Origin of the sequence: Caldifermentibacillus hisashii, assembly GCF_039654145.1 — a bacterium.
In the GTDB taxonomy this organism is placed as follows: Bacteria; Bacillota; Bacilli; order Bacillales; family Caldibacillaceae; genus Caldifermentibacillus; species Caldifermentibacillus hisashii.
The window spans coordinates 3913055-3933697 of record NZ_CP155467.1; the positions used below are offsets into that span (position 1 = coordinate 3913055).

17 protein-coding genes are annotated in these 20643 nt (G+C 36.2%); 1 reads left to right on the plus strand and 16 read right to left on the minus strand.

Features of this window, described 5'->3' with window-relative positions; translation table 11 throughout:
* The first annotated feature begins 149 nt into the window (after positions 1-149).
* Entirely contained in the window at positions 150-1538 is a 1389-nt protein-coding gene (rlmD, locus tag NSQ14_RS18650) for a 23S rRNA (uracil(1939)-C(5))-methyltransferase RlmD (RefSeq protein WP_346216722.1), read from the plus strand.
* A gap of 257 nt (positions 1539-1795) precedes the next feature.
* On the opposite strand, the gene NSQ14_RS18655 is transcribed toward rlmD, so the two are convergent.
* The 16 genes from NSQ14_RS18655 to rpsR all read right to left on the minus strand — a co-directional run bounded on the left by NSQ14_RS18655 (position 1796) and on the right by rpsR (position 20605).
* Complete coding sequence (locus tag NSQ14_RS18655) at positions 1796-2164, minus strand: VOC family protein (RefSeq protein WP_041844974.1); 369 nt, start codon at positions 2162-2164, stop codon at positions 1796-1798.
* A gap of 57 nt (positions 2165-2221) precedes the next feature.
* Complete coding sequence (locus NSQ14_RS18660; protein WP_346216724.1) at positions 2222-3082, minus strand: AraC family transcriptional regulator; 861 nt, start codon at positions 3080-3082, stop codon at positions 2222-2224.
* A 561-nt stretch (positions 3083-3643) separates the two neighbouring features.
* Positions 3644-3805: a CxxH/CxxC protein gene (locus NSQ14_RS18665; RefSeq protein WP_072012718.1), complete on the minus strand. Its 162-nt coding sequence runs from the start codon at positions 3803-3805 to the stop codon at positions 3644-3646.
* Between the two features lie 153 nt (positions 3806-3958).
* A complete protein-coding gene (locus NSQ14_RS18670) occupies positions 3959-5170 on the minus strand; it encodes a S1C family serine protease (protein WP_346216725.1) in 1212 nt (403 codons plus the stop codon).
* A gap of 187 nt (positions 5171-5357) precedes the next feature.
* Entirely contained in the window at positions 5358-6152 is a 795-nt protein-coding gene (locus tag NSQ14_RS18675; RefSeq protein ID WP_034773613.1) for an MBL fold metallo-hydrolase, read from the minus strand.
* A gap of 148 nt (positions 6153-6300) precedes the next feature.
* Entirely contained in the window at positions 6301-7089 is a 789-nt protein-coding gene (locus NSQ14_RS18680) for a two-component system regulatory protein YycI (protein WP_346216726.1), read from the minus strand.
* A complete protein-coding gene (locus NSQ14_RS18685) occupies positions 7076-8383 on the minus strand; it encodes a YycH family regulatory protein (RefSeq protein ID WP_251246658.1) in 1308 nt (435 codons plus the stop codon). The genes NSQ14_RS18680 and NSQ14_RS18685 overlap by 14 nt, the downstream gene beginning before the upstream one ends.
* Positions 8383-10206, minus strand: a complete 1824-nt coding sequence (walK, locus tag NSQ14_RS18690) for a cell wall metabolism sensor histidine kinase WalK (RefSeq protein ID WP_095142158.1) — start codon at positions 10204-10206, stop codon at positions 8383-8385. The genes NSQ14_RS18685 and walK overlap by 1 nt, the downstream gene beginning before the upstream one ends.
* Positions 10207-10215: 9 nt before the next feature.
* The gene (gene yycF, locus NSQ14_RS18695) at positions 10216-10923 is read right to left on the minus strand and encodes a response regulator YycF (RefSeq protein ID WP_034773622.1); all 708 of its coding nucleotides are present in this window, start codon (positions 10921-10923) and stop codon (positions 10216-10218) included.
* 450 nt (positions 10924-11373) lie between these two features.
* Complete coding sequence (locus tag NSQ14_RS18700; RefSeq protein ID WP_216408022.1) at positions 11374-12846, minus strand: peptidoglycan DD-metalloendopeptidase family protein; 1473 nt, start codon at positions 12844-12846, stop codon at positions 11374-11376.
* 456 nt (positions 12847-13302) lie between these two features.
* Entirely contained in the window at positions 13303-14589 is a 1287-nt protein-coding gene (locus NSQ14_RS18705; protein WP_251241802.1) for an adenylosuccinate synthase, read from the minus strand.
* A 225-nt stretch (positions 14590-14814) separates the two neighbouring features.
* On the minus strand, positions 14815-16179 hold the full coding sequence (dnaB, locus tag NSQ14_RS18710) for a replicative DNA helicase (RefSeq protein WP_034773626.1): 1365 nt from the start codon (positions 16177-16179) through the stop codon (positions 14815-14817).
* Between the two features lie 430 nt (positions 16180-16609).
* Positions 16610-17059, minus strand: a complete 450-nt coding sequence (gene rplI / locus NSQ14_RS18715) for a 50S ribosomal protein L9 (RefSeq protein ID WP_034773628.1) — start codon at positions 17057-17059, stop codon at positions 16610-16612.
* Positions 17056-19026: a DHH family phosphoesterase gene (locus NSQ14_RS18720; RefSeq protein ID WP_251241803.1), complete on the minus strand. Its 1971-nt coding sequence runs from the start codon at positions 19024-19026 to the stop codon at positions 17056-17058. The genes rplI and NSQ14_RS18720 overlap by 4 nt, the downstream gene beginning before the upstream one ends.
* A gap of 65 nt (positions 19027-19091) precedes the next feature.
* Complete coding sequence (locus NSQ14_RS18725; protein ID WP_346216728.1) at positions 19092-20018, minus strand: YybS family protein; 927 nt, start codon at positions 20016-20018, stop codon at positions 19092-19094.
* A gap of 344 nt (positions 20019-20362) precedes the next feature.
* Positions 20363-20605, minus strand: coding sequence for a 30S ribosomal protein S18 (gene rpsR / locus NSQ14_RS18730; protein WP_034773636.1), 243 nt, complete (start codon positions 20603-20605; stop codon positions 20363-20365).
* Positions 20606-20643: the final 38 nt, after the last annotated feature.

Genomic DNA, 20643 nt, shown 5'->3' on the forward strand with positions numbered 1-20643 from the left:
CATTACGTCATAAATTCCTATATATACCGGTAATTTTAAAATCATTGGGTTTCCGTTATAATAGGTTAGTATAAAAAGAATGATATTTATTTCCTTTGACTATAACGGAAAATGACATAAGTGTTTTTATATTGAAAGGAGGAACATGATTGTCTACTACTGTAGGATCATCTTTCATAACCGAAATCAGACAATTGGATAAAAATGGAGCCGGACAAGCTGTCGTTTGGCATGAGAATGAAAAGGGAAATTCAAAAAAGCTAAAATTGACTGTCCCGGAAACACTACCCGGAGAAAAAGTACGCGTTACTGTTGATAAACCTGAACGGAGAAGGAGAAAAGCCCTTCTTGAAGAAATTATTGAGGCTCATCCGGAACGAGTTGGGCCGGCCTGCCCTCATTTCTCTTTATGTGGCGGTTGCGTCTGGCAGCATTGGCAATATGCCGGACAATTGCAAGAAAAAACGAATCACGTAAAACATGCCTTGGAAGCACAAGGCTTTGAACCATATTTTGTCCAAGATACAATGGGTATGGAAGATCCGTGGCATTACCGTAATAAGATGGAATTTACCTTCTCCCCGGATGGCACGCTTGGTTTGCATGAGCAAGGGAATTTCAGGAAAATTATTTCACTTGAAACTTGCCTGATTGCCGGAAATAAAATGGTTGAACCGGCAATGGACATAGCAAAGTGGGCCAGTGATCATCATTTATCCGGGTATAATAAAGATACTCATGAAGGGTTACTGCGACACTTAATGGTTCGTGAATCTTTTGCCACAGGGGAAATGATGCTGGCTTTATTTGCCACCGAGGCGCCGGACGGAAATCTTCGTGAAGCTGCATCCGATTTAATTGATCGGATTGAAGCTAAATTTCCCGAAGTAAAAAGTTTATTATGGCTGGAAAACCGAGATTGGGCTGATCGGACCCAATCAGAAAAAACCCATGTTTTATCCGGAAGAGATTTTATTTATGATGAATTATCCGGTTTTCGATACCGTATTTGGTATGATACATTTTTTCAAACAAACCCGACTCAAGCACAAAAATTAGTCGATCTGGCCATTGAAATGGGGCAGCCTAAAAAAAATGAAAAGATGATCGATCTCTTTTGCGGTGTAGGCACATTTTCCCTTCCTTTTGCTAAACAAGTAAAAGAATTAAGCGGCATTGAAATCGTGGAAACATCCATTGAGTCGGCAAAGCGAAATGCAAAAGATAACGGAATAACCAACACTCATTTTCTGGCGAGAGATGCACGCCATGGCATAGACGAGGTTATCGATAGCTTTGGAACACCCGAACTATTATTATTAGATCCTCCTCGCTCGGGTGCCGGCGGGAAAGTCATGCGGAAAATCGGTCGTGCGCAACCTGAACGCATTGTCTATGTTTCATGTAATCCGGACACATTTGCCACTGACATGAAAGAATTACTCCCATTCGGTTACCAATTAGAGTTGGTTCAACCGGTCGATCTTTTCCCACATACAGTACATGTGGAGTGCTGCGCATTGTTAATAAAAAAATAGAAGATATATAAAGGGTCCGAGAATCGGTAATGGATTCTCGGACTCCCATCTTCTTTTATCTCAATTCTTTCTATTAGTTTGTGAAGCACTTGTTCTTCAAGAACAGAGTTTTGAACAAACCGTTCAATTTGTTGGATTAGTTTTGTAAAATCAATCGTTTGTTTTTATTGAAGTAATCCTTTTTCTAATTTAATCTTTCCTCATTCAGTTTAGCGAGTTGGATACCATTGTTTGAAAAGGTATCCTTTGATTATAGATTATTCAACTTCTAATTCACTTATGAATGCATGTATATTGCCTTCTGTGTCTTTAAAGAAAGTCATCCAAGTTTCGGTGCCGCCCATTTTTGCAACAATATGGGGTTCATCAATAAAGGATACACCAGCATTTGTGAATTTTTTATAGGTTTCCCATATGTTTTCAACTTGAAAGTAAATAACAGAGCTTGGATGTGAAAACTCATCTTTTTCTGGTAAACTTAATAGAATTCGTATTCCGTCACAATCGAAAAATGCCATTGTATCTGTTGAAAAAAGTAATGGTAGGCTAAGAGCCTTATAAAAACTTACTGCTCTATTAATGTCCTTAACAGGTACTCCTATTTGGTTAATCTTTTGGATGTTCATCATTGCTCTCTCTCCTTTAATTGATGTCTTCTTAATGATAATAAAACATTACATATATTAATTCTTATCCAAAATCACTTTTTTTCTATATTGAAGTGGAGATAAACCTGTAGAAGCCTTAAATATCTTGCTAAAAGATGCAGGGTTATTGAATCCTATTTCATAAGTAATATCAGTCATACTGAGTTCCATATCCTCAAGAAGTTTTTTTGCTTTAAGTATTCTCAATTCAGAAACATGCTGGTGTGGGGTTTTACCATAAATTTTTTTGTAACTCCTCAACAGATGGTTCTGCGATAAACATGCGACACTTGAAATATCATGTAATTTTATCTGGTGATTAAAATAGGCCCTAATAAAATCATGTGCAACGGATACACGTCTGAATAATTCATCACGGGTTGAACTTTTAATTGTGTTTAGTGATTCCATTTTACTAAGGGTATCAAAATGAGCAAATAACATGATCTGCATAAGATTGTGAAACTGCTCATCGAACCATAAAAAATCATTATGGAATAAGTCGTAGTGTCTTTGAAACTTTTCTAATTGTAACATTAAGGTTGGAGTTATCTGGTAGGTCTTCTCATAGAATTCGACAGTATCCATATCAAAATATGGGTCTGATAGAATAGAGTTTGTTGACTTTAGTATGGAAGGTAAAACTTCTTGGGCAAACCCATCTCTAAAAAAGATACAAAACGATTCTACTTCTGTTTTTTCATCAATTGATATTGTATAGGAGCCTTCATTAAGTAGATGGTATCTATTTTTCTCAACGGAGTAAAATCCTCTATTAGTTTTGTAAAACGCTTTTCCATTAGCAAATGTTTTGATTGAAAGTTGTCCTTGTCCTTCCCAGAAAAACTGTTTGCTCTGGGCATGAAGAATGTAGTTTTTAGAACTTTTTTTACTCATACTGAAACCTCGGCACTGGCAGATTTTTTATGACCTTAAATAAAATTATAAATGAAATAATTGGAAATGGGAATATAAAAGGGGGGAGATGAGAGAGCTGTTCAATAAATGTAGTGTTCTCTAATGGGCAGCTTATGTTCAATTAGATATTACAAAGAAATGCTTTTCGCTTTTTCCGTTCTGATCGTTTTTCTGTTTTTGTAAATTGTGTTCTTGATTCATATTATAAAGTTAAGGTGAATTCCACTACTCGTATTAAACATTGTCTATATTCAGCACTCAACGCACTTGGAGTACTGTTCATTGTTAGCGTTAGTTAAATAATGCATTGAATGTCCAAAGAATCTGATAATCACAGTGTACGGCGCACGATTACAAGGGCCTTCCATTCAGAAGACCCTTTTTCTTGTGGAAAAATTTTTTCTTGTCTGTTTCCTATAAATTCATCACACCCAATCGTTTTCCCCAGTTTATAAACAGGCTATAAACAGGTTACTGACAGCTTATTAACAAAAGTTATCCACATATCCACATTTATTATCCACATTTTGTGTGAGAATATTAGTTCGACACAATATATTCTGCGAGTTGTCCACAGTATTCACAGGTTACTGTTGGCAACTGTTCTTTTACCTCCTCGAGTTTTGGCGGAACTTCACTTTCATTTATGACTTCTTCTAGTCCATATTCGACATGCTCTTTGCAACAATAAATATTTTTCATTTCCATCACCTGACTTGAAGAGACTGCCTCAGTGACTGCCTCAGTGACTGCCTCAGTGGTTTCATTGATCAATCATATCCCCTTAAATCTCCGTAAGATAGAGTCGAAACCCACCAGCCTACCATATAAAAATTCACGAGGTGCCCCTGTGACTTACCTACCTTCCCCGGTTAGTGTAATCGTCTTTTCTTGGTATTTTCCATTTCGGTAAAATCCAACTTTCAACTGATCGCCTATTTCTTTTTTTGTGTATAAATGCTTGCGTAAATCAATAATGTTGTTCACTTCTTGCCCATCCAATTTCACAATAACATCCAATTGTTTTAATCCACCTTGATCTGCCGGACCACCCGGGGCAATTTCTGCAATTAACAATCCCGATTTAATATTATCCGGTAAATGAAGGGTTTGTTGTTGATGATAAATGGGCACTTCATTAATATCCTCCAAGGAAACACCCATATATGGCCGCTTCACCACGCCATTTTTCTCCAAGTCTTCAATGATGGGAATTGCTGTATTAATTGGAATGGAAAAACCTATTCCTTCCACTTGTTCTTGGGCAATTTTCATGGAGTTGATACCAACGACTTGCCCGGCTATATTCACAAGGGCGCCTCCGCTATTCCCCGGATTAATCGCTGCATCTGTTTGTAACACCTCTGCGTTCCAATCCGGTATACCGTCACCGTCGAAGTCAAGCGGCACTGTCCGTTCCAATCCGGAAATAATTCCCTGAGTAATCGAGCCGGCAAATTCCAAACCAAGCGGATTTCCAATGGCAATCACCGGTTCACCTAATTTTAATGCATCTGAGTCACCAAATTCAGCTACCGTTTGAATCTTATTTCCATCTACTTGTAAAACGGCAAGATCGGTCCATAAGTCACTTCCTAATAATTTCGCCTCTATTTTTTCTCCATTGGCTAAAGTGACTTCCAACCGATTTGCCCCCTCAACTACATGGTGATTGGTAACGATATAGGCTGAGTTGTCTAGTTTTTTATAAATGACCCCTGAACCGGTGCCTGCCTCTTGTGCTTGTGTCCAAACATTGCCTCCTTGGATATTCGTAATTCCGACAACGGAGCCACCTGCCTTATTTACTGCTTTTGTCACGTCTGTTTCTACTTTTACGGAAACATTTTGGACAATGCTATTACTGTTATTTTCTTTATCTGTCTTTTCAATAATGGCATCCGATTGATTCTCATTGGTTTGGTTATCCACTAGATAGGGTGAAGTCAGCGATACAACTAAGCCGCCAATGACAGCCCCGATGAAACCGGAGAAAAAATAACCCCGCTTATTATCTTTCGGTTTTTTTCGACTTCCAAATCCGTTGTCATCTTCATAATAGCCCATTATAATCACACCTTTTATTCAATTTTTATGGATGTATGTATGAGTCAGCTAAAAAATTTTCAACAAACAGTTCTACTCTCAATTAATATGAACAATATTTTATGAAAAAATTCCCAAGATATATGAAAAAAGCCTTTGTTTCAATATATGAACAAAAGCTTTTTCTTTTCAACCTTTTTGCTTATTTTTAAATTGCCTTTAATACGGTCGGAATTTTCGGATCGGTATCATATAATGAAACTTGCTCACCCACAACAAATCCCCGACTTTCTAAAACTTGGCCAACTGACATTCTCGCCAACTCTTTCATATTATTATCTTTACTTAAGTGTGCCAAATAAATCCCTTTCGTATTGTCACCTATGCATTCGCTCATTGCCATTGCCGCATCTTCATTAGACACATGGCCAATATCGCTTAAGATTCGCCGCTTAATATTCCACGGATATTTTCCCATCCGCAGCATTTCGACATCATGATTACTTTCAAATATGTAGTAATCGGCATTTTCAATTGTGCCGATCATCCGATTGCTAACATATCCGGTATCGGTTATGACTACCAACTTTTTTCCATTATGATGAAAAATATAAAACATCGGTTCTGCCGCATCATGGGAAACGCCAAAAGATTCGATGTCCAACCCTTTGAAAGAACGAACGGATTCTGTGGGAAATATAAATTTTAAATCCGTTGGTATTTCACCGATTAACGGAGACATCGCTTGCCATGTTTTTTCATTTGCGTAAATCGGCAACTTGTATTTTCTTGCCAAAACACCAACACCTTTTATATGGTCACTATGTTCATGAGTGACAAGAATGCCATCCAGCTGATCGGGTTTTCTTTCAATTTGTTGCAACAATCCTTCCATATGTTTTCCGCTTAAACCTGCATCAACTAAAAAGGCGTGCTCCTCTGTCTCTATGTAGATTGCATTTCCGGTGCTTCCGCTTGCCAAAACACTAAATTTTAATGTCATTCCTTTCACTCCATAAACCGTATATTTATCTACTTAAAAGTTTTTCCTTCTACCATATTTAAAGGCTAGTAGAATGAATTCTACCAGCCTATCAAGTATTTTTATACTTATTATCTTATCATATTTAACGGTTTATCAAAACATCTACCTATTTTAAAATTTCTTCTTCTTCATTTAATACATGACCTTCAACAGCATTTACAAAATAATCCCGTTTATCATCAATAGTAAAACACCATGTAGGCGCAAGTAATTGTGAAGATTTTATCGGTACCAATGTATAATAGCCGAGCTTAATATTTGTTATATTACTACCGACATCCAGCAGTCCTTTATTATAAAGAATAGCCATTGCTTCATGAGCAGTAAGAATCTCTTGTTTCGAAATTTCCTTTATATCATCAAGCATCGTTTGTGAATAGGAAACAATCTCATTTTTATCATTTAACACTAATTGAACTTGTCCGCTTGCATTTTTGTAAAACATTTGATTTTTATACAGTTGATAATAGGTGATCATATGCTTGTCTTTATCATATTGATAATATTTGTATTGGTCACCGTAATAAACATAGTTCTTTAAAAATTGATCCACATCCGCCACTTTCCAATCTTTCTTTAACGGATACGGGCTTGTTAACTGGCTTTTTATTAAAATATTATCGTTTAGGATCTCAATAGACTGTCCCGATAAAGAAGAAATATCATCGGCTTGAAAAACCATGGCATCTGCCTCAACATAGCTTGCCTTTGTTGGTTTTAATGGTAGTTCTGTTTTAATTTGAATATTATCAGCCTTCAATTGTTGATCAATTGGCGTATCTTGAATTAAATCATACGTGTTTTCGGATTTTTGAATAATAAATTGACTGATCAAAAATATATCCAATATAAGAAAAATCATAATAAAGACGTTTTTGGCTCTACTCCAGTCCATTTTCGACCACTCCCAGTTTTTCATCATTAACCCGGATCCATGAATTACCGATTTTATAGAACCAAGAGGGTTGAAATTTTATAACAGCATTCTCATTATCTTTTTCCATATGATACCCAATTAAAATATCTTCAACCAATTCTAAATTTACACCATCCCCTTGTATTTCCGCTAACACATCGGTTCCCTTAGGTAAGGTATACTCCTGTTTGTTTGGGTTATATGGGATAAAGTCTAATCTGAAGTACGGGCGTCTATACTCATGAATTCTATTTTTCCCGACTACTAATGAAAGTTCATTTAATCCGAGTTCATTGAATACAGGATAATTATTTGTATAAAGTTGAAAATTAATTTTTTTCGTGTTTACGAATGCTCCCGAATAATAATATTGATCCGTCCAGCCTCCATGCGCATTTATATAATTGACACTCGTTGTTATCATATTATAAACGGTGTCAGGTGACTCAGTAATGGTTGGATCTACAAAAATCAACATCTGCTGATCAGATTGAAGCTTCATCAAACTTGAACCGTCCGTATACTCTTCATCATTTATCGTTACCCTGTCCGGATTCGAAAAGAGTGCATCAATAAATATTTTTTCATCGTATAACCGTGGATAGTATTGATCATCCGGAATAACCGTTTCCTTATCGTTAACAAATAAATAGCCGCCGGAATTCTTCTTGTACGCGTAATAAGGATTGCTATTATTACTCATAATTTCAATTAAGTTTCTAAAATGTGCAGAAGATTTTTGCCGAACATTTGCCTTAATGATCGACCTTAAATCATTGGTAGCAAAATAAACAATTCCTTCGTCATCGTTTAGGTCTTCCTGAAAAATGAACATGTAACGGAAATTTCCGCTCGGTATCTCTTTTACCTCAACCGTATACATCGATTTTAACAATTCAAACGGGACATCACCGGGAAACTGGACAATGAGAACCTGCTTTCCGGGCATTCCTTCAAATTTTTCCACAAATTCATTGACACTTCTTTGAAAACCATAGAAAGTCCATTTCCTAATTTCATTAACAAATGGTGTGATCTGTTCCATATTTTGGATGCCATGGAAACTGTTTTCCCCATTTCGATAAATGATCTTATTCGGAACAACCAGATCTTTTATTGGCTTTTTTATATCATTAATCGTGACTTCTTTTACATATTCTTGATTATTCACTAAGTCATAGTTTCGTTGAAAAGTAACAAGATTCCAAAACAGAACGATGCTAACCAAAACCAAAGTAGTGAGTATTAATGTTTTGATTTGTTCAACTTTCATTAAAAATCATCCCCTTGATCACGGTCATATGGAAGAGTGAAATGGATGGTCGTTCCTTTCCCTTCAATGCTCGTAGCCCAAATATGACCGTTATGGGCTTCAACCATTTCCTTTGCAATTGCAAGTCCGAGTCCCGTGCCGCCAATGTGTCTTGCTCTCGCTTTATCAACACGATAAAAGCGGTCAAAGATACGATGTAAATTTTGTTTTGGTATCCCTACACCTTGGTCGGAAATTTTTACTTCCAATGAATCATGAAAGACAACCAATTTAACGGTGATTGTTCCACCGCTTGGCGAATATTTTAAAGCATTGGAGATAATATTATCTAATACTTGGGTAATTTTATCCTGATCAATTTCTACGAGTATTGGTTCATTTAAATAGTCACGTGAAAAATGAACATTTTTTTCTTTCGCCATCTCGAACCGGTCGATAATATGGTCAAGGAACTTCGGAAAGTTAATCCATTCTTTACGTAATTGATAATCTTTACTATCCATTTTTGATAACACGAGGAGATCATTCACTAACCGTATCATCCGTTCCGTTTCATTTTGCGTTACCTTTAAAAATTGAGGAGCAATGTCTTTATCCATCCAAGCACCGTCCGTCAAAGCTTCCAAGTAACTTCGCATCGTTGTTAAAGGTGTTCTTAACTCATGAGATACATTGGCAACAAATTCACGGCGTTCCCTTTCAATTTTTTCTTGCTCGGTTATATCATGAAGGACAACAATTAAACCGTTCATAATCCCTGTTTCTTTTTGGATAATGGAAAAATTAACACGGACAATTAGCGGTACCGCATTCGTACTTAAATCGAGAATAACCGAGTTTTGTTCCTGTGTTAAATCCTTTAATGAATATTTATCCCCAAGCTCTAGGACATCAATAATATTTTCAGATATGACTGTTTCACGTGTAACATTCAGCATTTGCTCAGCCGCTTCATTAATAAGAATAATTCGCCCTTTACGATCGGTAGAAATAACCCCGTCTGTCATAAACTTTAAGATTGAGGACAATTTCCGTTTTTCACTATCGGTTTTCGCTTGTTCATCTTGAAGTTTTTTAGATAAATTATTAAAAGTAATGGCTAATTGGCCAATTTCATCATGACCGTATACTTTTACTTTCCGGGAATAATTCCCTCTGGCCATTGCCTGAGCCTGCTTTTTCATATCTGTGATCGGTCTTGTAATTGTTTGAGCAATGATGACTGCAACAATGGCTGTAAAGACTAGGGCAATTATCGTTCCATTTATGAGAACTTGGTTGATGACTTGAATTTGTTCAAAAACCCTTTCAATTTTCCCTTCAATGAATAGGATCCCTTCAATTTCATTATCGACTTTGATCGGGACGTACAATAACCACTTCCGTTCATTCGTTGATTTGTCAATAGACATTTTTTCAATCATTTCTTCCGTAACAAAGGTTCTTGTTACAACGATATCTGTCGTCCTTTGACCAACTTTATCCTGACTTCCCGGATCGGAAGTAGCGATGACCCGTAAATCTTTATCATACACCCGCATTTCTTCTATATCTGAAGATTTATTATCAATTAACAGTTTTTTCACGTCATCTTCAAATTGTAAGGATTCTTCACTATCCCGCTCTTTTAAAAACTCTTCTTCCAAATTATAAGTTAATAAATTTACTCGGTTTAAAATCGAGTCTTTAAAGTTCTGCGTGAGTTCCTTTTCCAACTCCCGGACAAAATAAACGCCAATAATTTCCATGGCAAGTAAGATAAGTAAAACGAAGAAAAGAATAAATTTTAACCGGATCGAAGAAAATATGGAAAATTTTTTCATTTGCCTCGATTACTCCTGTTCTGGGTTTTGTAAATAATATCCGACACCGCGTCTCGTGACAAGCCAACCAGGATGACTTGGATTATCTTCAATTTTCTCCCGTAATCTTCGTACTGTCACATCAACTGTCCGTACATCGCCATAATAGTCATAACCCCAAACAGTTTGAAGTAAATGCTCTCTTGTCATTACTTGACCGAGGTGTTTTGCCAAATAATATAGAAGCTCAAACTCCCTGTGTGTAAGCTCGATCATTTCGCCTCGTTTTGAAACGATATATGCATCCGGGTGAATAACGAGGGATCCGATGGCAATTTCTTTATTCTCATTTTCTTGGTTTGCTGTGTTAACTTGTTGGTGGCGGCGTAAGTTTGCTTTTACACGAGCCAGCAACTCCCTTGTACTGAAAGGTTTTGTAACATAATCGTCAGCACCCAGTTCAAGTCCTAGAACTTTATCAATTTCTGAATCCTTTGCGGTTAACATTATAATTGGCATCTCATATTTCTTTCGGATCTCTTTACAAACTTCCATCCCATCCTTTTCCGGAAGCATAATGTCCAGTAAGATAAGATCCGGTTGTACTTCTTCAACTAATTCTAGTGCCTCATCCCCATCGTATGCACAAAAGACCTCATAACCGTCCTTTTTTAAATTAAATTGTAAAATATCTGCAATAGGTTTCTCGTCATCAACGACCAATATTTTTTTAGCCATTTAAACCTCTCCTCTCTGCTTAACGTAATTACATCATCTATTTTCATCTATTCTAGTTTTTAGAGATTTTCAGGAAATTAGGTTCTACTTTATGAATAATACAAAATTTTTACAAATAATTCACACTTAGAGTTGCGTAAACATATTTTATCGCAAACTTTAGAAAAGGAAGCCCTACTCTTTACTTTATCATGAAATAGAGGTGAAGTTCACCACATATTCATTAATTTCCTTTATTTTTCAGTTGGATTAATCCGAATCTATACGGCGGGTGAAGATTTATTTCATAAGAAAATTCCCCGGATAACCAGGGAATTATAGCTATTTTATATTTTTTTATCCTACTTTTAACAGGAAGTCAAGACTCCCACCTAGAATTGGATAGTCCCCTGATTGTTTACCTGACAATCGGCGGGGATATCGATTCCGTCCATTGATTAATGTTACACTTTATTGCAAATACATTAATGGATTTTGTAATACGCCATTTTTATACACTTCAAAATGAAGATGGATGCCTGTAGAATTTCCTGTACTCCCCATTATACCGATTTGGCTTCCTTTTTCTACCGTTTGCCCAATAGAAACATTGATCGATGAAAGATGTGCATAAACGGTTTGTATGCCATTATTATGATCAATGACAATTTTGTTTCCGTAACCTCCATCCCATCCGGCCGAGACAACTGTGCCATTATCTGCTGATTTAATAATTCTGTCTTCAGGACGAGCGATATCAATTCCTTTATGCTGTTTTCCCCAGCGGTAACCTAAATGACTGGATATATAGCCTCCATTTGTTGGCCAGGCAAATTGCCCGGTTCCTCTTGAAGGAATGACCTTCGTACCTTGATGAATAATTTTGTTTACCGGTTCTTTAATGACTTTTTCATCAGCAATTTCTTCTCCAATTTTTGTCCCGTTTTGTAATGTGATAATGGAACGGACCATCTTTTCTCCTTCGACGCCCTCTTGAACTACTTTTGCGTCCCCTTTATACATTGTTTCATCTTCAACAATTTGAACTTCATATGGAATCTTTTGTAAAGACATGTTTTCTTGTTTCACATTTACTTTCACATATGGCTCATATACGGTTACATTCAACTCATCGCCAATTTGAATGATGGAATCTTCATTTAAACCCGGATTTAGATCAAGAAGCTGTTTTAGATCCAATCCATGACTTTCCGCGATTGTCCCTAAAACATCTCCCTCTTTTACGATGTATTTTTCCTCTTTCTCGATTCCTTTTTGTAATAAATTTACCGCTTCATCAACTGATGTTACTTGGGCGGGATCAATTTCCTCATGTACATAGGTTAATTTTGTACTCAATGAAATATCTGTAATTCTCGTTTCTCCTTCTTTTAATTCAGGTAAATTTTCATTCGATTGTGTTTCTAATGCTTTTAGCTGTTCTGGTGGTATATAAGTGAGTTTAAGTTTTTCTATTAATTCATTCACTTTTTCTTCATCTGTTAAATATGTAACAGTTTTACCGTCAATTTGTACAGCAACGGCTTCTACGGCTACATCATAATTCTCCTGTATTTTGCTAATAACATCTTTCTCGTTATCAACAGAAGCTGTAAAAACTTGTTCCGGGACAAAAGCGAGGTCATCTTTTTTATATGCTAATTGGTATCCTTCAAATCGCTTTTGTGTTTCACTCATTTTTTGATTAACGAAACGTTCGACTTTTTCTTTATCAGATACAGTGCCTAAATAATTGTTATTTATATAAACATGATATACTTTTTGTAATTTGGCTGTTTCTTTTGCTGTAGCGATTGACGTACTTGTGGAGATTGTCGATATAACAATGGTTGCTAAAATCGTTCGTTTAAACGTCTGCCTTTGTTGATCCTTCAAGCTCCCTGCCTTTACAGATATTTTCTGCCAACCTTCTTTCAGTTGCATTCTGTACCTCCTATAACCTATTTGTGGATGTCAAATAGATATTGAAGAAAATTATCAAAATTCAATTCTCTATTTACTAATTTATCATAAAAGCTGAATAATTTGCCGGAACGCCCATTTTTGTAATGCAACTGTATAAATGGTGGGAAATAATGGAAAATGGTTTGTGAAGTCGTTTCTCTTTCATAAAAATTTTATATGTTTTTTTGCCTTTATCTATTATGTTTTTTCTTTTGAATCGTTTGGAATTTAATCGGGTTCAAAATTACATTTTTATTACAAAAAAGTTACTTCAGCGAGAAGATAGATCTTTGATTTATTGTGGGGACAGTGAATGGCGAGGTTGCAATGTACTGCTTGAACATCTTTGTGCACTTATTTAAAACATGCTTGACCATTCATTGATCAAGCATGTTTATCCCTTATAGACGCCGGCTGTTCAAAGAGACAGGTATACTATCGATAAACGCCTCGTACTAAATTGGTTTGTGTGCGGTCAGGACCAACAGAAAAAATCGATAGCGGAATCCCGGTTAATTGGGAAACACGTTCCACATAATGACGTGCATTTTCCGGCAGTTCATCCAATGTTCTGCACCCGGTTATATCTTCCGTCCAACCCGGTAATTCTTCATAAACAGGTTCACATTCGGAAAGAACTTTCAAACTCGCCGGAAATTCCTCAATGATGGTATCTTTATACTTATAGGCAACGCAAATCTTCACGGTTTCAATTCCCGTTAAGACATCAATGGAGTTTAAAGATAGGTCGGTTATGCCACTGACTCTTCTCGCATGACGAACAACAACGCTGTCAAACCAACCGACTCTGCGTGGTCGTCCTGTCGTTGTTCCATACTCACGGCCAACGTCACGAATTTGATCGCCTATCTCATCCAAAAGCTCAGTCGGAAATGGCCCATCGCCGACTCTTGTTGTGTATGCTTTTGCTACACCAACAACATGGTCAATTTTTGTCGGTCCAACACCGGAACCGATAGTCACACCGCCTGCGACCGGATTAGAAGAGGTAACAAAAGGATAGGTGCCTTGATCAATATCAAGCATCACACCTTGTGCGCCTTCAAACAATACACGTCTTCCCTCATCTATTGCATTGTTCAGTACAACAGAGGTATCACACACATATTGTTTAATCTGTTGCCCATATTCATAGTATTCTTCTAAAATCTCTTCTAATGGAAATCCTTCTGTTTCATATATTTTTTCAAATAGTCGATTTTTCTCTTGGAGATTACGAGATAATTTTTCTTTAAATACATCTTTATCTAATAAATCAACAATCCGGATTCCGACTCTGGCTGCTTTATCCATATAAGCCGGTCCAATTCCCTTTTTCGTCGTTCCGATTTTATTTTCCCCTTTTGCTTCTTCTTCCACCTGATCCAGCTTAATATGATAAGGTAAGATGACATGTGCTCGATTGCTTATATGTAAATTGTCCGTTGAAATATTGCGATTATGGAGATATTTTAATTCTTCTACTAAAGCTTTCGGATCAATAACCATCCCATTCCCGATGACACAAATCTTTTCTTTATAAAAAATCCCGGATGGAATTAAATGCAATTTAAATGTTTCACCATTGAATTTTATTGTATGTCCTGCGTTATTTCCACCTTGATAGCGTGCAACAACTTCCGCATTTTCCGACAAATAATCAGTTATCTTTCCTTTTCCTTCGTCGCCCCACTGAGAGCCAACGACAACGACTGATGCCATTTGGACACCTCCAAGAATTTTATACGTACCTTACAACAATTTAGTGTATCACTTTTCTGTAAAATGTCAATGTAAAATACGAATAAATTAGTACATATAACTTATTAATGTTCGTAAAAAAGGCGATAATCCTTAAAAAGCGCCGATTGACCCGATCTGGATTATAAAACTTGTTTAAAGGATGATTTCCTGGATTTTTTTGTATAAAAAAGGGAGCCTGAATTTTTAAGCTCCCGGTGGAATGGCTGTTTCATCAAATCGCCTTTCTAAATTAACAAATTTATTAAATTCTTTTGCGAACGCCAATTGTACCGTACCGACTGGACCATTCCGCTGCTTTGCAATAATAATTTCAATTATATTTTTGTTCTCCGATTCTTTATCATAGTAATCTTCACGGTATAAAAAGGCAACGATATCAGCATCCTGCTCAATACTTCCTGATTCCCGAATATCTGACATCATCGGTCGTTTATCTTGGCGTTGTTCAACGCTACGGGACAGCTGTGACAAGGCAATGACCGGTACTTCCAATTCACGGGCGAGAGCTTTCAATGAACGGGATATTTCAGATACTTCTTGTTGTCTGTTATCCGAACGTCTGCCACTTCCTTGAATTAATTGCAAATAGTCAATAACGATCATTCCTAAACCTTGTTCCTGTTTTAGGCGACGGCATTTGGCACGAATTTCTTGAACACGAATTCCGGGCGTATCATCAATATAAATACCGGCATTTGATAAACTTCCCATTGCCATCGTTAGTTTTTTCCAATCCTCATCGGTTAATGCTCCTGTACGCAAATTTTGTGCATTAATATTCCCTTCAGCACACAACATCCGCATGACAAGCTGTTCTGCCCCCATCTCAAGGGAGAAGATCGCCACATTTTCATCTGTTTTAGTCGCCACATTTTGAGCAATATTCAAGGCGAAAGCGGTTTTCCCTACAGATGGACGTGCAGCGACAATGATTAAATCATTGCGTTGAAATCCTGCAGTCATTCGGTCAAGATCATTAAAACCGGTTGGGATTCCGGTAATCTCCCCTTTTCTACTGTGGAGTTGCTCAATATGATCATAGGTCTTTACCAGGACATCTTTAATATTTTGAAAAGCTCCGGTATTTTTGCGGTTCGCTACTTCAAGTATCCGCTTTTCTGCTTCCGATAAAAGAATTTCTACCTCATCTTCACGTGTATAACCTTCTTGCGCGATTTCACTGGCGGTTCGAATAAGACGACGTAATAAAGATTTTTCCTCAACAATGTGAACATAATATTCAATATTGGCAGCAGTCGGTACCGAATTTGCCAATTCCATCAAATAAGAAATACCACCTACATTTTCCAATTGATTGGAAGCTGCTAATTCCTCGGATACCGTTACAACATCTACAGGTTTGCCCAGATCATTTAATTTCAACATAACGGAAAATATTCGTTGGTGAGCACTTCGGTAAAAATCTTCCGGTATTAAATTTTCAGAGGCAAAAATCAAACTCTCGGGTTCTATAAAAATAGCACCTAAGACAGCTTGTTCTGCTTCAATATTTTGAGGAGGAGTTCGATCGATTAACAAATCATTCATTTGCTTTTTCAAACCTCCAAATATTGTTGTTTTTATTTTTGGGAAGAACGAATTCCTTCCGACCAAGGATGCCAATGGACGGCGTTGAAAATTTTAGACTGAAATTATATGTGCACAAAGAAGCTTGTCCATGTTCCTTTTGATACGTACAAAACAACAAGGATACGAACTTATGGCATTCGTCATTTTGAAGTAAGCTTGCCTCTATTCTTTTTTATGCACGAATTACTGTTAAATTCTTTTTTTATGATTAAGATCCTGGTTTCAAATAGAAATAGGCTGCTCAATACAACCTCATTGTATAGGTTACTACTTAAAGGTCTGAGTCTTGAGACAGCCGTAATATTTCCTTATATCATTTTATCATGACCGTTTTTTGATTTCGATGGAAAAATTTATTCTGTATGACGTAAATCAATTTATTCTTATATTAATTTTCATCTTTTACATGAACGGTTAATGTACCTTGAACCTCCGGATGTAATTTAACCGGAACTTTGGTAAATCCAAGAGCACGAATGGCATCTTCCAATTCAATTTTCCGTTTATCTAATTTTATCCCATGTTGCTTTTGTAGTTGTTCCGCAATTTGTTTTGATGTAACCGAACCAAAAAGTCGACCGCCTTCACCAGACTTTGCACCAATTTCAACAGTTAATTTCCCTAATTTTTCCTTCAGTTGCTTGGCTTCTTCCAACTCTTTCTGTGCTTCTTTTTCTTCCTTCCGTTTTTTCGCTTCAAGAGACTTTATATTTGCCGGCGTCGCTTCGATGGCGTAACCATTTTTGATTAAAAAATTTTGTGCATAACCGTCAGCCACGTTTTTGATATCACCTTTATTGCCTTTCCCTTTTACATCTTTTAGAAAAATAACTTTCATGATTGATTCCCTCCTTCTAAATAACTATCAATCACTGCTTTCAGTTGTTTTTCGGCTTCATTTATTGTTATATCCCTCAATTGTGTAGCCGCATTGGTCAGGTGGCCTCCTCCTTCCAGCTGTTCCATAATAATTTGTACATTTATTTTTCCTAAGGAGCGTGCACTAATGCCAACCATGTCATCCGGTCTTTTTGAGATAACAAAGGAAGCCTCTACATTTTCCATCGCTAATAATAAATCTGCCGTTTGGGCGATAAGAACATTGTTGTAAGATTCGGATGGTTCTCCTTTTGTAATCGCAATTCCTTCTTTATAAAATTCTACTTTTTCAACAAGTTTTGCCCGCTTGATAAAAGTATCTAAATCTTCACGTAAAAACTTTTGGACTAAAACCGTATCAGCGCCCTTTGCTCTTAAATATGAAGCTGCATCAAATGTTCTTGAACCGGTACGTAGAGTAAAGCTTTTTGTATCGACAATAATTCCCGCAAGTAATGCAGTCGCTTCAAGAATATCAATTTTCCGATTCGGTTGATATTGAAGCAGTTCTGTTACTAATTCAGATGTTGATGAAGCATATGGTTCCATATAGACAAGCAAAGGATTTTGGACAAATTCTTCACTGCGGCGATGATGATCAATGACAACAATTCGCTCGCAACGATTGACTAATTTTTCTTCAATAACTAAGGATGGTTTATGAGTGTCAACTATCACTAGCAAGGCATTTGTCATATTTATTTCTAATGCTTCTTGCGGTGAAATAAAATGACTGTAGATATCCGTCTTTTGCTTCACCTCACTGAGCAATTTCCTTACTCCGGAATCAATTTCTTGCTCATTTAGTATAACATAAGATTCTCTTTGATTCATTTGGGCAATTTTTAATATACCAATCGCTGCACCAACTGCATCCATATCCGGATATTTATGGCCCATAATAAAAATTCTGTCGCTATCCTGAATCAGTTCACTTAATGCATGAGAAATAACTCTCGCCCGTACCCGGGTTCGTTTCTCCATCGGATTTGTTTTTCCACCGTAAAATTTTATTTTTCCGTTTGGGAGTTTTATGGCTGCCTGATCACCACCACGTCCCAACGCCAAATCAAGACTTGATTGTGCATAGCTGCCAAGTTCCGGAAGCGAGGAACTCCCTGCACCGACACCAATACTTAATGTTAGCGGTAAATTATTTTTTGCCGTCATTTCCCGGATATTATCTAGAATTGAAAACTTTCCTTTTTCTAACACTGCTAATATTTTTTCATTAAAAAATGCGATAAATCGATCTCCGGAAACTCTTTTTAAATAAATCCCATACTGACTTGCCCATTCGTTCAACAAAGAAGTAACCCGGCTGTTTAAGCTCCCCCTTGCTAAATCATCCATTCCTTGTGTAACTTCATCATAATTATCTAAAAATATGATGGCAATCACTGGCTGTTCCTCTTCATACTTTTGTTCAATTAATGCTTGTTCCGTAATATCAAAAAAATAAAGTAGTTTTTCTTCTCTTTTATAGAAAACACGATACTTCCGCTCATGGAGTGTAATAATTTTTCTCTCATTTTCTTGGATCATCATTTGTATAAGTTCATCCGCAATATCATAAACCGACGTACCGATCAGAGATTCTTCTTGGAAAACAGATAACATGTAAGGATTTGCCCATTCGATCGTGTATTCTTCATCAACCAGCAAAATTCCAATTGGCATTTGTAATAAAGCCTCTTCGCCAACCTTTTCTACGCGATGGGAAAGAAGTGATATATAGTGATCTACTTCTTTTTGAAATTTTACACTTTGTTTTATTAATAAATAAAAAAAATAAAGCAAGATTATTATTGATATTGCACTTAACCACCAATTATAGATAGCAAGGATTAATAATAACAGGAATATGACAGAAAAAAATCCTATCAATATTTTTTTCATTCCGTTTGTTTGCAAAAAGATTGGCATACGCTCCAACTCCTAAATTTTTAAAAACTAAGTGGAACTTTAAAACTGAATGCTTGAAACTTCTATTATTGTATCCGTTTACGTAATTCAAATCCTAAATCAATAATACCTAATATTTTGGCTAATTGATTAAAGACCGGATTCAGCATAATAAATACTGATACAACAATAGCCCATGCTTTATGTATCCGTTTTTTATAACAATAGTCAAAAATAAATGTAATTGCCTGTAGGACAAATAGTATATCAATCAAATACAATAAATTTATAAATACATTATACAAAAAAGTACCTTTCTCTGCCTCAACTATAAAAGATAAAAAAGTAGTTATTAAAAAATACCATATTAAACTTTTCGGTAATGTGATTTCCCTGAATGGTTTTGCAGCTTTTACATGAATTCCAAACCTTTTTAAAATCGGATAGGAAATGAACTGGATAATCAAAACAATTAAAGCCGATGACAAAATTAATAATGAAGGAAGTAAAGATATGATTAAATCATAAGCCTCGGTCAATTGTTCTTTGATTTGATCCGTATTTTCCCCCATATAATTAAACATAGAAATGGTTTGATCCATCACTTCTTTAAATATAGTTTGTGCTTCCTTTATGAAGTTCATATCGAATAATGTCGCGGATATAATATAAACAACGACAACGCTACATAATAAAGCCAAAGTGGATGTTGAAAAAGTGATCAGTGCTTCTCTTTGATGATAAATATTCCAACCTAACACGAAACCAACAAAACCATATAGAAAATGAATCGGTAAAGCAATCCAACTTCCAACTATAAATGTTAAAATGACCGAAGCTGTAAAAAACAGCAAACCGGCTTTCCAATTATATTTTGCCGTATAATAAAGGAAAGGGAACGGCAATACAAAAGTGAATAGTCCACCAAAAAAAGGTAAATATAAAAACATAAGTAAAATAATGATATAAATCGCTAAACTTATTGCCCCTTCAGTTAACTCCTTTGCTTTCACCTAAACACCTCTTTACGAATCGCTGATATAGTAACTCAGTTAGTTGCGGGCTTATCTGATTTCCCTATAAAGCATTATAGCTACATAGGTTAATACCCTAGTCTGACTTGAAGCAAGTGGCGATTTGCTTATTACCTATATAATTTTTAAATTAAAAACAATAATATTTTAGAAAGAACCCGGCTGACTCTCGCACCAACAATTGTATTACTCGTGTTTTTTTACATATTATATAAAAATATATATATTTATTTTAACGATAATTACCTTCTCCTTCAACTAAACTTGTATAAGAAAAGCGGCAAAGGTTCATCTTTGCCGCTTTAAGTATCATTACTTCTATTTTATTTATCTTCCGCAACATAAGGAAGTAATGCAACTTGACGTGCCCGCTTAATTGCTTTTGTAAGCATGCGTTGATATTTTGCACTCGTTCCTGTTACACGACGAGGCAATATTTTTCCACGTTCAGAAATAAATTTTTTCAACAAATCAACATCTTTGTAATCGATGTGAGTGATTCCGTTCGCAGTAAAATAACATACTTTCCGACGTTTACCGCGACCTTTTCTGCCACCAGCAGCCATTTATAACACTCCTTTCATCATTTTTTCGCTCAAATTAA

Excerpts from the sequence above, each read along its gene's own strand:
- walK (WP_095142158.1), bottom strand. The coding sequence starts at position 10,206 with ATGAAAAAATTTTCCATATTTTCTTCGATCCGGTTAAAATTTATTCTT.
- NSQ14_RS18680 (WP_346216726.1), bottom strand. The coding sequence starts at position 7,089 with ATGGACTGGAGTAGAGCCAAAAACGTCTTTATTATGATTTTTCTTATA.
- NSQ14_RS18720 (WP_251241803.1), bottom strand. The coding sequence starts at position 19,026 with ATGCCAATCTTTTTGCAAACAAACGGAATGAAAAAAATATTGATAGGA.
- NSQ14_RS18660 (WP_346216724.1), bottom strand. The coding sequence starts at position 3,082 with ATGAGTAAAAAAAGTTCTAAAAACTACATTCTTCATGCCCAGAGCAAA.
- rplI (WP_034773628.1), bottom strand. The coding sequence starts at position 17,059 with ATGAAAGTTATTTTTCTAAAAGATGTAAAAGGGAAAGGCAATAAAGGT.
- NSQ14_RS18700 (WP_216408022.1), bottom strand. The coding sequence starts at position 12,846 with ATGCAACTGAAAGAAGGTTGGCAGAAAATATCTGTAAAGGCAGGGAGC.
- NSQ14_RS18655 (WP_041844974.1), bottom strand. The coding sequence starts at position 2,164 with ATGAACATCCAAAAGATTAACCAAATAGGAGTACCTGTTAAGGACATT.
- NSQ14_RS18685 (WP_251246658.1), bottom strand. The coding sequence starts at position 8,383 with ATGAAAGTTGAACAAATCAAAACATTAATACTCACTACTTTGGTTTTG.
- yycF (WP_034773622.1), bottom strand. The coding sequence starts at position 10,923 with ATGGCTAAAAAAATATTGGTCGTTGATGACGAGAAACCTATTGCAGAT.
- NSQ14_RS18675 (WP_034773613.1), bottom strand. The coding sequence starts at position 6,152 with ATGACATTAAAATTTAGTGTTTTGGCAAGCGGAAGCACCGGAAATGCA.
- dnaB (WP_034773626.1), bottom strand. The coding sequence starts at position 16,179 with ATGAATGATTTGTTAATCGATCGAACTCCTCCTCAAAATATTGAAGCA.
- NSQ14_RS18665 (WP_072012718.1), bottom strand. The coding sequence starts at position 3,805 with ATGAAAAATATTTATTGTTGCAAAGAGCATGTCGAATATGGACTAGAA.
- rpsR (WP_034773636.1), bottom strand. The coding sequence starts at position 20,605 with ATGGCTGCTGGTGGCAGAAAAGGTCGCGGTAAACGTCGGAAAGTATGT.
- NSQ14_RS18705 (WP_251241802.1), bottom strand. The coding sequence starts at position 14,589 with ATGGCATCAGTCGTTGTCGTTGGCTCTCAGTGGGGCGACGAAGGAAAA.
- NSQ14_RS18670 (WP_346216725.1), bottom strand. The coding sequence starts at position 5,170 with ATGGGCTATTATGAAGATGACAACGGATTTGGAAGTCGAAAAAAACCG.